We start from the raw sequence: 13,714 nt of genomic DNA on the forward strand, positions 1-13,714 counted from the left end.
GCAGCCCGAGCATGCCGAGGCTGCCCGCCTTGCCCAGCTGCGGGAACGCCTCCGCATACGCCCGGTCCACCTGCGCGCCCCGGTCCACCAGCACCAGCTCCGTGCTCGGCGCTCCGCTCCGGTCCTCGCCCGCCGCGCGGTGCTCGGCCTCGAGCAGCCGGTGGTGCACCTGCGCCGCGAAGCCCTGCAGCCAGGACCGTCGGTACGCGGCCACGGACTCACCGGGCCGCCGCGGCCGGAGACGCACGAGCTCGCCGGTGGCCTGCAGCAGCAGCGACGTGTACAGGAGCTCGACCCGTTCCCGGTCGGAGGCGAACCCGAACACCGTGACCGACTCGACCCGGCCGCCGCTCGCCCCGTGCATCACCCACCGGCAGCGCAGCGCCGCGGCCGTCCAGCCCAGCAGCCGCGCCTTGCCCGCGGAGTAGGGGTCCTCCATGGCGACCCGCAGCATGCCGATCGCGTCCCGCCGGGGGTCCGACGGGTCGAGCGACGCGGCGAGCAGCGCCTCGTCGATCCCGTGCCGGGCCATCAGCTCGACGGCCTTGGCGTTGTAGGTCTCGGCCTCCTCGGGGGTGCCCGCCCGTTCGGCCTTGGCCAGCAGCTTGCGCACGCGGTCCAACCGGTCGGAGCGCGAGCCGGTGGTGAGGGTGTCGGGCATCGGGGAGCCTCCTTCGAACGCGCGTTCGGGATCGAGGTGAGGTCTACCCGACGGCACCGACAGAAACCGCGCGGACGGAGCGTGCGGGGTGGTCCGTCTGCGCTGTGCTCCACAGACCGTAACGAGCACGGGACGGTGGGCGACGCCGGGCCCCGGATACACCGTCGCGTCCGGCCGCGGACAGGCACGGTCGCGCGCCGGACTGTCGGTGGCCGGTTCTACTCTGGGTGGGCCATGCCGGACCCCGCCTCTTACCGCCCGGCCCCGGGGACGATCCCCGAGGCCCCCGGCGTGTACCGCTTCTCGGACCCGCAGGGTCGGGTCATCTACGTCGGCAAGGCGAAGAGCCTGCGCCAGCGGCTCAACTCCTACTTCGCCGACCTCTCCGGCCTGCACCCGCGCACCCGCCAGATGGTGACGACGGCCGGGCACGTGCAGTGGACCGTGGTCAGCACCGAGGTCGAGGCGCTCCAGCTCGAGTACAACTGGATCAAGGAGTTCGACCCTCGGTTCAACGTCCGCTACCGGGACGACAAGACCTACCCGGTCCTCGCGGTCACGATGAACGAGGAGTTCCCGCGGCTGCACGTCTACCGGGGGCCGCGGCGCAAGGGGGTGCGGTACTTCGGGCCGTACGCCCACGCGTGGGCGATCCGCGAGACGCTCGACCTGCTGCTGCGGGTGTTCCCGGCCCGGACCTGCAGCGCGGGCGTGTTCAAGAGGCACGGCCAGATCGGCCGCCCCTGCCTGCTGGGGTACATCGACAAGTGCTCGGCCCCGTGCGTCGGGCGGGTCACCGCCGAGGAGCACCGCGGGATCGTCGAGGACTTCGCCGAGTTCCTGTCCGGCCGCACGGACCGGATGGTCCGCGAGCTCGAGCGGCGGATGCAGACGGCGTCGGAGGAGCTGGAGTTCGAGCGCGCGGCCCGGCTGCGGGACGACATCGGGGCGCTGAAGCGCGCCATGGAGCGGCAGGCGGTCGTGCTCGGGGACGGCACCGACGCGGACGTCGTCGCCTTCGCGCAGGACGAGCTGGAGGCCGCCGTCCAGGTCTTCCACGTCCGGGGCGGCCGGGTCCGCGGCCAGCGCGGCTGGGTGGTCGACAAGACGGACGAGACCGCGGACACCCCGGCGCTGGTCGAGCGGTTCGTCACGCAGTTCTACGGGGAGCAGGCCGCGCTCGCCGAGCAGGCGGACGACGCCTCGCAGCCCGTCCCGCGGGAGATCCTGGTCCCCGAGCTGCCCGCGGACGCCGACACGCTGCAGGAGTGGCTGAGCCGGCTCCGCGGGTCGCGCGTGCAGCTGCGGGTGCCGCAGCGCGGGGACAAGCGGGCCCTCGCGGAGACCGTGGAGCGCAACGCCAAGGAGTCGTTCACCCAGCACAAGCTGCGCCGCGCGGGGGACCTCACGGCGCGCTCCGCGGCGTTGCAGGAGCTCCAGGAGGCGCTGGGGCTCGACCAGGCGCCGCTGCGCATCGAGTGCATCGACGTGAGCCACGTGCAGGGCACGAACGTGGTCGCCTCGCTGGTCGTCTTCGAGGACGGGCTGGCGAAGAAGTCGGACTACCGCCGGTTCGAGGTCCGCGACGGCGCCGCGGGCGGGGACGTCGCGTCCATCGCCGAGGTGGTCCGCCGCCGGTTCCGCCGGTACCTGTCCGAGAACTCCGACGACCCGGAGTTCCAGGCGAGGATCCGCGCAGGCGTCGACCCGACCACCGGGCGGCCCCGGAAGTTCGCCTATGCGCCGAACCTGCTCGTCGTCGACGGCGGGCAGCCCCAGGTCGAGGCGGCCGCGGACGTGCTGGCGGAGCTCGGCATCCACGACGTGGCGCTCTGCGGGCTGGCCAAGCGGCTCGAGGAGGTCTGGCTGCCCGGCGACCCGGACCCGGTCATCCTGTCCCGCACCAGCGAGGCGCTGTACCTGCTGCAGCGGGCCCGCGACGAGGCGCACCGCTTCGCCATCACCTATCACCGGCAGCGTCGTTCGCAGGGCATGGTCGCCTCCGAGCTCGACGGCGTGCCCGGCCTCGGCCCGGCCCGCCGGCAGGCGCTGCTCAAGCACTTCGGGTCGATGAAGAGGATCCGGGCGGCGGAGGTGGAGGAGATCGCGGGTCTGCCGGGCTTCGGCAGGCGGACCGCGGAGGCAGTCGTCGCCGCCCTGCACCCGGACCCGCAGGCCGCCACGGACGGAGCAGGATGACCGACATGCAGGACCCGGCGCCGTCGGGCATCGAGGTCGCCCTGGTCAGCGGCCTGTCCGGGGCCGGGCGGAGCACCGCGGCCAAGGTCCTGGAGGACCTGGGCTGGTTCGTGGTGGACAACCTGCCGCCCGAGCTGATCGCCACGATGGTCGACCTGGGGGCGCGCTCGCAGGGCGAGGTCACCCGGATCGCCGTCGTGATCGACGTGCGCAGCCGCGCCTTCACCCGGGACCTCGGCGCCGTGATCCGGGACCTGGACACCCGCGGCTACAAGCCCCGGCTGCTGTTCCTCGAGGCCGCGGACGCGGTGCTGGTCCGCCGGTTCGAGCAGAACCGGCGCAGCCACCCGCTGCAGGGCGACGGCAGGCTGGCCGACGGGATCACGGCCGAGCGCGAGCTGCTGCGTCCGCTGCGGGAGACCGCCGACCTCGTCGTCGACACCTCGACCCTGTCGGTCCACCAGCTGCGGTCCCGGATCGAGCAGGGCTTCGAGACGGGGGCACCGGAGCCGACCCGCGTCAACTTCCTGTCCTTCGGCTACAAGTACGGCCTACCACTGGACTCGGACCTCGTCGTCGACATGCGGTTCCTGCCGAACCCGCACTGGATCCCCGAGCTGCGCGAACACACCGGCCGCGAGGCGGCGGTGCGGGACTACGTCCTGTCCCAGGAGGGCGCCGAGGACTTCCTCGGCAAGTACCTGGACCTGCTCACGCTGCTCGGCGCGGGGTACCGCCGCGAGGGCAAGCGGTACCTGACCGTGGCCGTGGGCTGCACCGGCGGCAAGCACCGCAGCGTGGCGATCAGCGAGGAGCTGGCGCGCAGGCTGTCCGGCGCGGAGGGGGTCGCGGTGAGCGTGGCCCACCGGGACCTGGGTCGCGAATGAGGGGGCGCGGATGAGGGCCGTGGCCCTCGGCGGCGGCCACGGGCTGTCCGCCACGCTGTCCGCGCTGCGGCTGATGCCGGAGTACGCGGACGTCACCGCCGTGGTCACCGTGGCGGACGACGGCGGGTCGTCCGGCCGGATCCGCCGCGAGCTCGGTGCCCTGCTCCCGCCCGGTGACCTGCGGATGGCGCTGGCCGCCCTGGCGGGCCCGGACCAGTACCACGCCCGGTGGGCGGGGTTCGTGCAGCACCGTTTCGGCGGCACGGGCGCGCTCGCCGGGCACGCCGTCGGCAACCTGCTGCTCGCGGGGCTGATGGAGTCCCTCGGCGATCCCGTCGCCGCCCTCGACGAGGTCTGCACCCTGCTGGGCGTGCGCGGTCGGGTGCTGCCGATGAGCCGGGTGCCGCTGGACATCGAGGCCGAGGTGAGCGGCCTGGACGAGACCCACCCCGAGCGGCGGCACCGGATCCGCGGGCAGGTGGCGGTGGCGTCGACCCCCGGGCGGGTCGAGCGGGTGTGGCTCCATCCGGAGCAGCCGCCTGCGTGCGAACAGGCCGTCGAGGCGATCCGGTCGGCCGATCTCGTGCTGCTCGGTCCGGGCTCGTGGTTCACCAGCGTGCTGCCGCACCTGCTGGTCCCGGCCCTGCGCACCGCGCTGCAGGAGACGGCGGCGCGCCGGGTCGTGGTGCTGAACCTGGCACCGGAGCCGGGGGAGACGTCGGACTTCTCGCCGGAGCAGCATCTCGCCGTCCTGAACGCGCACGCACCGGACCTGCGGTTGCACGCGGTGCTGGCCGACGGGGCCGCCGTACCGGTACCCCATCGGCTGCGCCGGGAGGCACGGGCGATGATGGAGGAGGGCGGCCGGGTGCATCTGGCTCCGGTCGCGGCGGCGGACCCGCTCGTGCCGCGGCACGAGCCCGCGGCGCTGGCGGTGGCGCTGCGGGAGGTCCTCGCGACCCTTCCGGTGGGGGACGAGGTCGTGGGGAGTGGCGTGACGGGCGAGACGGACGGACCGACAGGGGGCTTCGGATGGCGATGACCGCGGCGGTGAAGGACGAGCTCAGCAGGCTCACCGTGACGAAGCCGTCGTGCAGGCGCGCCGAGGTCGCCTCCTTGCTGCGCTTCTCCGGGGGGCTGCACATCGTGGGCGGCCGGGTCGTGATCGAGGCCGAGGTGGACACCGGCTCGGTGGCGCGGCGGCTCCGCAAGGAGATCCACGACCTGTACGGCCACCAGGTCGAGGCGCACGTGATCACCGCGGGCGGGCTGCGCCGGGGCAACAGGTACGTGCTGCGGGTGGTGCGGGACGGCGAGGGCCTGGCCCGCCAGACCGGCCTGCTCGACCAGCGCGGGCGCCCGGTCCGCGGGCTGCCGCCCGCCGTCGTCTCCGGCGACCTGGACGACGCGGAGGCCGCCTGGCGCGGCGCGTTCCTCGCCCACGGGTCGCTCACCGAGCCCGGCCGCAGCTCCGCGCTGGAGGTGACGTGCCCCGGCCCGGAGGCCGCACTGGCGCTCGTCGGCTCCGCCCGCAGGCTCGGGGTCACGGCGAAGGCGCGCGAGGTGCGCGGGGCCGACCGGGTCGTCGTCCGGGACGGGGACGCGATCGGTGTCCTGCTGACCAGGATGGGTGCCTCGGCGGCGAGGGTCTGCAGGTCGACGTCGGAGACCACGAGCGCCACGTGGTCCACGTTCGTGCCGCTCCGGTCGCCGCGCTGCACGTCGATGATCGTGTCGGCCGAGACGCGGAGCGAGGCGAACGGCACCTCCCCGCGCCGCCACTCCGCCAACCGCACGGGTTCCAGGCCGAGGGTGTCCCGGTACCAGGCGATGAGTCGTTCGGGATCGTCGCTGACCAGCACGATGTGGTCCAGTCCGTCCACGCGCATGTCCCTAGTGTGGCCTCATGCGCTTCGCTGCGGAGGACGGGACGACGCTGGACGGTGAGCTCGCCGTGCCCGCGGGGGCCCGCGGCGGGATGGTGGTCTGCCACCCCCATCCGCAGTACGGCGGCTCGATGCACACGCCCGTGGTCACCCCCGCGGCGGTCGCGGACCTCGCCGCCGAGCCCGGCGCCGACCTCTGGTTCTCGGTGAAGGCGACCGAGGTCCAGGTCCACCCCGCCTGACCTGTGAGCGGCGATGGTCGCCAGAGCGACCATCGCCGCTCACGACGTGGGTGTGTGCCTGCGCTCGCGTCGCGTGGCCGCGGCGGTGCCCTCGGGATAGCCCGCCTTGATCACCCGGTGCTCGGCGGAGGCCTCCATCCACGCGAACGAGTAGAAGAGGCCGATCGCGGCGCCCATCAGCACGCCGGCGAGCCGCACCCACAGCGGGAACGGCAGGAACAGCAGCAGGGCGGCGGCGAACGGGGCGAGCTGGACGACGGCGCGGGCCAGGTGGCGGAGTGCCCAGGTGGGCGCGGTGACGTCGTGCAGGACCCATGCCCGGTGACGCGCGGGCAGCCCGGCGCCGAGGGCATAGCCGACCCAGTGCAGCGGGTCGGGACGCACGATCTCGGTCATGCCTCGGGGTACCCGCTCACACCCTCGCTGACCGTGCAACCGAGAGTCACCTCATCGGTCACACCAGTCACCCGGACCACTATCGTGTACCTGTGTTTCGACGGACCCGGCCATTAGCGTCGCTGTCCGTGACCCCCCGACTCCTGCGAACGGCCTGCGTCGCACTCGCCGTGGCCCTGCTGCCCGTCACCGGCACCGTGGCGTACGCGAGCACCCCCCCGGTGCAGGTCCAGGTCGGGCTCGCGGGGGACTACGTGGTCCTGGCGGAGTCCGCCGCGCAGGCCGCGCAGGCCGCGTCGACCGTCGGGGTCACCCCCCGCGCGCAGTTCACCAGGGCGGTCAAGGGCTTCGCCGCACGCCTCACGGCCGACCAGCTCGGCAGGCTGCAGGGGCTGCCGGGCATCCTCGGCATCGAGCCGGACCGGCGGATCGACCCGATCGGGCCGCGGACGCAGCCGCACGCCGTCACGCCGCTGGGGCTGACCGAGGGCGCGCAGGACAACCCCCCGAACTGGGGTCTCGACCGCATCGACCAGCGCGACCTCCCGCTCGACGGCCGCTACACCACCACGGCCACGGGGCAGGGGGTGACGGTCTACGTGGTGGACACCGGCGTCGACGTCGGCCACCCGGCCTTCGGCGGCCGCGCGAGCTGGGGCACCAACACGATCGACGACGAGAACGTCGACTGCGACGGCCACGGCACCGTCGTCGGCGGGATCGCGGCCTCCGCCGAGTACGGGGTCGCCAAGGACGCGCAGGTCCGGGCGGTCAAGGTGCTGGACTGCAGCGGGTCGGGGACCTTGTCGTCGCTGCTCGGCGGGCTGGACTGGGTGCTGCAGAACCACACCGGCGGGCCCGCGGTCGCGGTGATGTCGTGGAGCTACGGCCCCTCCGCCGCGCTGCTCTCCGCCGTGAACCAGCTGGTGGACGACGACGTGTTCGTGGCCGCCTCGGCGGGCAACAACGGGCAGGACGACTGCCAGGTCGCGCCGCGGGCCGCCGCGGGGGTCGTGGTCGTGGCCAACTCGACCCGCGAGGACCGGCGCAACCCCTCGTCGAGCACGGGTCCGTGCGTGACCCTGTACGCCCCGGGGACCTCCATCGTGGCACCGGTGCCGGGCGGTCGGACGGCCTCGTACACCGGCACCTCGATGGCCGCGCCCTTCGCCGCCGGCGTCGCGGCCCTGTACAAGCAGGCTCGCGGAGACGCCCCCAGCGCCACGATCAAGCAGTGGATGGTCGCCAACGCCACCCCCGGCAGGATCGCCGACGGCGAGGTGGGCGGAACGCCGAACCTCCTCCTGAACACCGGCAACCTCTGACGCGGGTCAGTAGCGGGACATCACGTGCTTGACCCTGGTGTAGTCCTCCACGCTGTAGCCGCTGAGGTCCTTGCCGTAGCCGGACTGCTTGAACCCGCCGTGGGGCATCTCGGCGACGAGCGGGATGTGGCAGTTGATCCACACGCAGCCGAAGTCCAGACCCCTGCTCATCCGGACCGTCCGGGAGTGGTCCGCGGTCCACACGCTGGAGGACAGGCCGTAGTCCGTGTCGTTGGCCAGCCGTAGCGCCTCCGCCTCGTCGGAGAAGGACTGCACGGTGATCACCGGGCCGAAGATCTCCTCGCGGACCAGCTCGTCGTCCTGCGTGAGGCCGGAGACGACGGTGGCGGGGTAGAAGTACCCCGCCCCGTCGGCGGGGGAGCCGCCCGCCCGCACCGACGCGTGCGCGGGTGCGCGGGACACGAGCCCGCTCACCTTCTCGAACTGGGCGGCGTTGTTCAGCGGTGGGATGAAGAGATCGTCGCTGTCGTCCTCGTCGCGGGAGAAACGGACGCCCGCGGCGAACTCCGCGATGGCCTCGGCGAGCTGGTCGGCCACCGAGGAGTGGGCCAGCACCCGGGTCGCCGCGGTGCAGTCCTGCCCCGCGTTGAAGAACCCCGCGATCGCGATGTCCTCGGCGTTCGCAGCGACGTCGGCGTCGTCGAACACGATCACCGGGGCGTTGCCGCCCAGCTCCAGGTGCACCCGCGTGACGTTCGGCGCCGCCGCCGCGGCGACCGCCTTGCCCGCCCGCGTGGAGCCGGTGATCGCGACCAGCGCCGGCGTGGGGTGCCCCGCGACCAGCGCGCCGGTCTCCCGGTCCCCGCACACGACGTTGAGCACGCCCGGTGGCAGGAACTCCGCGAACAGCTCGCCCATCCGCGACGTCGTGGCGGGCGTCGTGTCCGACGGCTTGATGACCATGGTGTTCCCGGCCGCCAGCGCGGGACCGATCTTCCAGGTGGCCATCATCATCGGGTAGTTCCACGGCGTGATCGTGCCGACCACCCCGAGCGGCTCCCGGCGCACCGACGACGTGTGCCCCGCCATGTACTCCGCGCTCGCCCTGCCCTCCAGGGTCCGCGCCGCCCCGGCGAAGAACCGGAACTGGTCGGCCATGACCGCGATCTCCTCGGAGTGCGTCAGGGCCTTGGGCTTGCCGGTGTCCCGGTGCTCCAGCTCGACGAGCTCGTCGGCGTTCGCCTCGATCGCGTCGGCGACCTTCAGCAGGGCCGCCTGCCGCTCGGAGGGGGTGAGGTCCCGCCACCCCTCGTCGTAGGCGCGCTGGGCCGCGGCGTACGCGGCGTCGACGTCCGCGGCGCCGGACCGCGGCGCGGTCGCGTAGACCTCGCCGGTCGACGGGTCGACGACGTCCATCGTCGCCCCGTCCGCCGCGGCGACCGCCTTGCCGTCGACGATGTTCTGGAACGTCTGCATGGTTCCTCCGGCTCAGGCGAACGCGGGCTTGACCTTCTCGGCGATCAGTGTGAGCTGCTCGTCAACGGTCGGCACGCCCGTCACCTCGCGGCCCATGAACGTCTTCACCAGGTGTGCGTCCGTGATGGCGCAGATCATGTGGTTGGCGCCGCCCGCCTTCATCTCCTGGATCTTCGCGATGCACTCCTCGGGGGTGCCCGCGACGGAGAGCTTGTCCGCCAGGTCGTCCGGGGTGGCGTCGATCGACCCTGCCAGGTCGCCCGCCACGAACTTGTCCAGGATCGGCTTCATCTCGGCGGGGGAGACGCCGTTGCGCTCCAGCAGCGAGTCCGGCATGGACGACGCGTAGAGGCCCACCATGGACTTGGCCGCCTCCTTGGCCTTGGCCGAGTCCTCCGAGACGGCGAAGACGCACCACGCGCCGATGTCGAGGTCGTCGACGTTCTTGCCCGCGCGGTCCGCACCGATCTTCATGTTGTCGTACATGTACCGGTAGGCCTCGCGCGTGTACCCCAGCGCGTGGTGACAGCCGTCGGAGAACTCGCCCGCGACCTGGAAGGACTTCGGCCCGGCCATCGCGCCCATCTTCACCGGCACCCGGTCGGCCACCGGACGGGCGAAGGTGAACAGGCCCTTGTAGGTGAAGAACTCGCCGTCGAAGGTGATCGCGCCCTCGTCGAGCAGGGTGCGGATGACCTGCACGCCCTCCTTCACCCGGGACAACGGCTTCTGCGTGCTCCAGTCCATGCCGTACTGCGCGAGCAGCCCGAAGTTCCCGGAGGACAGGACGACCTCGGCGCGGCCGCCGGTGAGCTCGTCGAGCGTGGCGGTGGCCTGGGCGATCAGCGAGGGCTCGCGGAGGACGACCGCGGACACGCTCGGCCCCATCTTGATCCGCGACGTCTTGTCCGCCGCCGCCGCGAACAGGAGCCAGAGGTCCTTGTGCCAGGTCTCGTCGGCGGCGTAGACGGCGTGGAAGCCGAGCTCGTCCGCGAGCTGGATGGACTTGAGCGACTCGGCGAGGGGGTAGTCGGGCAGCATGACGTAGCTGAACTTCATCGTGAGTCCTCGATTTCGGCGATCAGTTCGGATCCGGTGACGGTCTTCTCGGCGAAGTGGGTGTGCATCCACGCGAGGTGGTCGTGCCGGGCGTGCATGATCCGCAAGGTGTCCCAGTTCGGGAAGGTCTGCTGCAGGACGTGCAGCTCCATCAGCCGCGGGTCCACCTCGTAGACGTGTTCGTGGGTCGTGATCGCGACCTCGCTGGCGCGTTCCGGGGTCGGTGGCGTGTTCTCCGCGGAGTAGCGATAGCTCACGAGGGCCCCCTGAGCTCGGCCAGCTGCGCGGAGACATCGCCCTGGTAGGCGAGGTCCAGGAGGTACTTGCCTGGGTTCATGATGTTGTTCGGGTCGAGCATCCGTTTGACGCCGAGCATCACGTCGAACCCGCGCCCCAGCTCGCGGGGGACGAGATCGACCTCGCCCTCGCGACAGGAGCCGTGGCAGGCGCTGATCGAGCCGCCGTGCGCCAGCGCCGCCGCGGCGATGTCCCGCTTGGCCTTCACCCACATCGCCCACGCCGCGTCGTCGAGCCGCTGCTCCCAGATCCCGACGTCGATCTCGGTCAGGTAGTCCACCCCGGTGTCGGCGGAGGTGTAGGCGAACATGCCCCAGTCGTCGAACACGTCGGTCTTGCGACGCAGGTCGGCGACGATCTCGTGCCACGCCTTCGTGACGGCGGGGACGTCGGTGTAGTTGACCGCAGCGTCCTCGCAGTGCCAGGACATCGGCACCACCTGCCCGGCCTTGGTGCGCCCGTGCAGCGGCGTGGCGTACCGGTCGTGCCGGGCGGCCCAGTCGCCCTCGGAGATCTCGTCGCCGAGGTAGCGGGCGCCGTGCTCCTTCGCGATCCGGAACAGCCGCTTGCCACCGACCCGGACCTCGTCCTCCCAGCCGTAGAGGACCGCGCAGGTCAGGGCGCGGACGTCGGCGGGCTGGGGGATGTAGGCCTCGTCGTCCCGGCGCAGGTAGGCGACCTTGTACTCGTCGAACAGCACGGCGCCTGCGAAGGTCGCGACGCCCGCGCGGGCGAGCGCGCCGGTGAAGCGGTAGGCGGCGTCGTAGTCGTCGAAGGCCCAGAACGGGCTCAGCTCGGCCTCGGGCTTGGGGTAGAGCTTCAGCGTGGCCTTCGTGGCGATGCCGAGCGTGCCCTGGTGCCCCATGAACAGGTGCTTGAGCTGGTACCCGGACGACGACTTGGAGATCTTGCCGCCCGCCCCGTCGCCGACGTGCAGGATCTCGCCGGTCGGGAGGACGAAGTCGAAGCTCAGCACCAGGTCGCGGGTGTGCCCGTAGCGCGAGCCGATCAACGACCAGCCCGAGGTGCCGATCCGGCCGCCGACCAGCGAGCAGGGGTACGAGGCGGGGTCGTCCGGGTAGATCAGCCCGTGCTTGGCCAGCTGCTCGTTGAGCTTGAGCATGTTGATGCCCGTGCCCACGGTGACGGTGCGGTTCTCCAGGTCCAGCTCGTGGATCCGGTTCATCCGCTTGACGTCCACGACGATCCCGCCGTGCAGCGGCACCGCCCCGTCGGTGAGCCCGGTGCCGCCGTCGCGCGGGACGACCGGGCACCGGAGCTCGTTCGCGATCGAGACGACCGCCGCGACCTCCTCGGTGGTCTCCGGCAGCACCGCGAGGTCCGGCACGCGCTCGCGCCAGCGGTGCACCGGGAACGGCGCGGGGACGCGGGCGCGGTTGTAGCGGTCGGTCTTCGAGGTGAGGATCTGGTCGGGCCGGAGCACTCCGCGGAGCCGTTCGACCACGCGGTCGACCAGGTCCGTGGACGGGCGTTCGAGGGTGGTCACGAACAGCCACCCCCGCCGCATCCCCCGCCGCCGCAGCGCTTGTCGCCCACGGTCCCGCGGCTGCCGCCGACCGTGATCCCCAGCGACTCGGCGAAGAGCTCGTGGATGTCGATCACGTCGATGTCCTTCGCGTCCCCGGCCTCGGACAGCGGCCGCTCGGACCACGGGCAGGCGCTGACCAGCGTGTCCACGCCCAGCTCGGCGGCGTGCCCGAGGCGCTTCTCCGAGATCGCCGCCGTGAGCTCCGGCTTCTCCACCGGCAGGCCCCCACCCCCGCCGGAGCAGTACGACCACTGGGTGACCCGGTCGACGTCGTGGAAGGTCAGCCCGGGGATCGCCCTGAGGATCTGCCGCGGTTCCTCCCAGATCCCCTTGCGCTTGTTGAGCCTGCAGGGATCGTGGTAGGTGATCGTCCGGTCCACCGGCACGGTCGGGGTCAGCTTCCCCTGGGCCAGAAGGTCGGCGAGCACCTCGACCACCAGCACGACCTCGATGTCGAACTCCGCGCCGAAGTACTTCGGGTAGTCCTCGGTGAAGCTGATGTAGTCGTGCGGATCGAGCACCAGCAGCCGCTTGGTGCCGGTGGACCGCCAGTTGTCGAGGTTGTGTCGGGCGAAGCGTTTCGCCTGGTCGACGTAGCCCATCTCGGCCGCCGGGCCACCGCAGCACCACTGCTCGCCCATCAGCCCGAACTCGTAGCCGGCCTTCTGCAGGATCTGCGCGACGGCCCGGGGGACGGCCGTGCGGTAGAAGGCCGCCTCGCAGTCGACGAAGAGGACGGTGTCCCCGCCGATCGGGATGTCGAGCCCTTCGGCCCAGTTCCGGACGTTCTCCTGGCTGATCTCGGTCTCGCCGAGGACCGGCTCGTGGGTGCGGTCGTTCGTCCGCTCGTTCCACGTCTGCCAGTTCGGCTGGTGCACCCCGGACTCGACGGCGAGCGCCCGGACCGCCTTGACGACATCGACCGTCCGGGTCCGGAACTTGTAGAAGTCGCCGGTGAACAGGGTGTTGGGGCAGCGCAGCTCGCACGCCCCGCACTGGGTGCAGTTGACGTAGTCCTCGGCGATGTCGGCGATCTCCAGCTCGCCCTTCTCCATCGCGACGACGTTCGCGTGGAAGGCGGTGGGGGTCCACGACTCGTTGCGGGTCACCTGCATGACCGGGCAGACCTCGCGGCAGAACTTGTGGCCGGAGGAGTAGCAGTTGTACGAGGCGTTGCGCCACTCCTCGACGAACTCGGCCGTGCGCCGGTCGGTCAGCTCGAGGGGCACCGGCCCGGAGACGGTCTCGGGATAGCTCTCCAGCTCCGGGTCGTTGGACGGGGCGCCGGGGGTGAACGGTTTCTGCAGCGCGTCGGGCCGCATGTCGGGTTCGGTCTGCGTCACTCGTCCTCCGTATGTGGTGGTGGTCACTCGGGAGAGAAAAGCTATGAAATCACATCTCAAACTTCTCGCCTAGGCTGTCGGGGGCTCGTGACACACTCGTAGCGCCGATGTCACCGTTCGATCCCTGGGGGTGGAGTGCGGCTTCCGGCAGGCGACGCGAGGCGCGCCGTCTTCGCCCCGCTGGACGACGGGGCCATGCGCAGCGAGGCCGTCGTGCGGCGGCTGGGCAGCGCGATCGCGCTCGGGATCATCGTCGACGGCGAGCAGCTCCCCGCGGAGCTGCAGCTCGCGGCCTCGCTGAACGTCTCGACGGTGACCCTGCGGGACGCGTTGTCGGACCTGCGCGCCCGGGGGCTCGTCGCGACCCGGCGGGGGCGCGGTGGCGGCAGCTTCGTGGTGGCCTCACAGGAGGCGTTGACCGAGCTGTCCCGCG

Annotated in this window: 13 protein-coding genes and 2 pseudogenes; 7 read left to right on the forward strand and 8 right to left on the reverse strand. The window is 72.1% G+C overall.

The features are described 5' to 3' along the window. The coding region (locus H5J29_RS06040; RefSeq protein WP_181779917.1) for a DUF2786 domain-containing protein at positions 1–661 on the reverse strand (661 nt) is incomplete at its 3' end. A 234-nt stretch (positions 662–895) separates the two neighbouring features. On the opposite strand from H5J29_RS06040, the gene uvrC reads away from it, so the two are divergent. The 4 genes and pseudogenes from uvrC to whiA form a co-directional block, all read left to right on the forward strand. Beyond that, complete coding sequence (gene uvrC, locus H5J29_RS06045; RefSeq protein WP_181779918.1) at positions 896–2,860, forward strand: excinuclease ABC subunit UvrC; 1,965 nt, start codon at positions 896–898, stop codon at positions 2,858–2,860. Further along, entirely contained in the window at positions 2,857–3,747 is an 891-nt protein-coding gene (rapZ, locus tag H5J29_RS06050; protein ID WP_181779919.1) for an RNase adapter RapZ, read from the forward strand. The genes uvrC and rapZ overlap by 4 nt, the downstream gene beginning before the upstream one ends. 10 nt (positions 3,748–3,757) lie before the next feature. Further along, a complete protein-coding gene (locus tag H5J29_RS06055) occupies positions 3,758–4,789 on the forward strand; it encodes a gluconeogenesis factor YvcK family protein (protein ID WP_181779920.1) in 1,032 nt (343 codons plus the stop codon). Then, a pseudogene (whiA, locus tag H5J29_RS06060) lies at positions 4,780–5,383 on the forward strand (DNA-binding protein WhiA); the annotation flags it as partial. The gene H5J29_RS06055 and the pseudogene whiA, both read left to right, overlap by 10 nt. A gap of 175 nt (positions 5,384–5,558) precedes the next feature. Here whiA and H5J29_RS36485 read toward each other — a convergent pair. Next, a pseudogene (locus H5J29_RS36485) lies at positions 5,559–5,636 on the reverse strand (VOC family protein); the annotation flags it as partial. Positions 5,637–5,653: 17 nt separating this feature from the next. On the opposite strand from H5J29_RS36485, the gene H5J29_RS06070 reads away from it, so the two are divergent. Continuing rightward, complete coding sequence (locus tag H5J29_RS06070; RefSeq protein ID WP_181779929.1) at positions 5,654–5,875, forward strand: alpha/beta hydrolase; 222 nt, start codon at positions 5,654–5,656, stop codon at positions 5,873–5,875. 39 nt (positions 5,876–5,914) lie between these two features. On the opposite strand, the gene H5J29_RS06075 is transcribed toward H5J29_RS06070, so the two are convergent. Then, positions 5,915–6,271 (reverse strand): DUF5313 family protein, encoded by a 357-nt coding sequence (locus tag H5J29_RS06075; protein ID WP_181779921.1) that lies wholly within the window; start codon positions 6,269–6,271, stop codon positions 5,915–5,917. 128 nt (positions 6,272–6,399) lie between these two features. Between H5J29_RS06075 and H5J29_RS06080 the strand changes: the two genes are divergently transcribed. Continuing rightward, the gene (locus H5J29_RS06080; RefSeq protein WP_312858084.1) at positions 6,400–7,596 is read left to right on the forward strand and encodes a S8 family peptidase; all 1,197 of its coding nucleotides are present in this window, start codon (positions 6,400–6,402) and stop codon (positions 7,594–7,596) included. Between the two features lie 6 nt (positions 7,597–7,602). Here the strand turns inward: H5J29_RS06080 and H5J29_RS06085 are convergent, their stop codons facing one another. Genes H5J29_RS06085 through H5J29_RS06105 form a run of 5 tightly spaced genes read right to left on the reverse strand, consistent with a single transcriptional unit; the run spans position 7,603 to position 13,281 of the window. Continuing rightward, positions 7,603–9,033 carry an aminobutyraldehyde dehydrogenase gene (locus H5J29_RS06085; protein WP_181779923.1) on the reverse strand — a complete coding sequence of 477 codons (1,431 nt, stop codon included), beginning with the start codon at positions 9,031–9,033 and terminating at the stop codon, positions 7,603–7,605. A gap of 12 nt (positions 9,034–9,045) precedes the next feature. Continuing rightward, positions 9,046–10,092, reverse strand: a complete 1,047-nt coding sequence (locus H5J29_RS06090) for an LLM class flavin-dependent oxidoreductase (RefSeq protein ID WP_181779924.1) — start codon at positions 10,090–10,092, stop codon at positions 9,046–9,048. Next, positions 10,089–10,349 carry a hypothetical protein gene (locus H5J29_RS06095; RefSeq protein WP_181779925.1) on the reverse strand — a complete coding sequence of 87 codons (261 nt, stop codon included), beginning with the start codon at positions 10,347–10,349 and terminating at the stop codon, positions 10,089–10,091. Before H5J29_RS06095 ends, H5J29_RS06090 begins: the two co-directional genes overlap by 4 nt. Beyond that, complete coding sequence (locus tag H5J29_RS06100) at positions 10,346–11,896, reverse strand: FAD-binding oxidoreductase (protein WP_220187047.1); 1,551 nt, start codon at positions 11,894–11,896, stop codon at positions 10,346–10,348. The genes H5J29_RS06095 and H5J29_RS06100 overlap by 4 nt, the downstream gene beginning before the upstream one ends. Beyond that, positions 11,893–13,281, reverse strand: coding sequence for a (Fe-S)-binding protein (locus H5J29_RS06105; RefSeq protein ID WP_220187048.1), 1,389 nt, complete (start codon positions 13,279–13,281; stop codon positions 11,893–11,895). The genes H5J29_RS06100 and H5J29_RS06105 overlap by 4 nt, the downstream gene beginning before the upstream one ends. A gap of 195 nt (positions 13,282–13,476) precedes the next feature. On the opposite strand from H5J29_RS06105, the gene H5J29_RS06110 reads away from it, so the two are divergent. Then, positions 13,477–13,714 (forward strand): GntR family transcriptional regulator (locus H5J29_RS06110; protein ID WP_181779928.1); only part of this gene is annotated, 238 nt, incomplete at its 3' end.

Origin of the sequence: Pseudonocardia pini (assembly GCF_013870575.1) — a bacterium.
GTDB lineage: Bacteria > Actinomycetota > Actinomycetes > Mycobacteriales > Pseudonocardiaceae > Pseudonocardia > Pseudonocardia pini.

Bases quoted from the DNA above. Each gene is read 5' to 3' on its own strand.
- uvrC (WP_181779918.1), top strand. From the start codon at position 896: ATGCCGGACCCCGCCTCTTACCGCCCGGCCCCGGGGACGATCCCCGAG.
- rapZ (WP_181779919.1), top strand. From the start codon at position 2,857: ATGACCGACATGCAGGACCCGGCGCCGTCGGGCATCGAGGTCGCCCTG.
- H5J29_RS06055 (WP_181779920.1), top strand. From the start codon at position 3,758: ATGAGGGCCGTGGCCCTCGGCGGCGGCCACGGGCTGTCCGCCACGCTG.
- H5J29_RS06070 (WP_181779929.1), top strand. From the start codon at position 5,654: ATGCGCTTCGCTGCGGAGGACGGGACGACGCTGGACGGTGAGCTCGCC.
- H5J29_RS06075 (WP_181779921.1), bottom strand. From the start codon at position 6,271: ATGACCGAGATCGTGCGTCCCGACCCGCTGCACTGGGTCGGCTATGCC.
- H5J29_RS06085 (WP_181779923.1), bottom strand. From the start codon at position 9,033: ATGCAGACGTTCCAGAACATCGTCGACGGCAAGGCGGTCGCCGCGGCG.
- H5J29_RS06090 (WP_181779924.1), bottom strand. From the start codon at position 10,092: ATGAAGTTCAGCTACGTCATGCTGCCCGACTACCCCCTCGCCGAGTCG.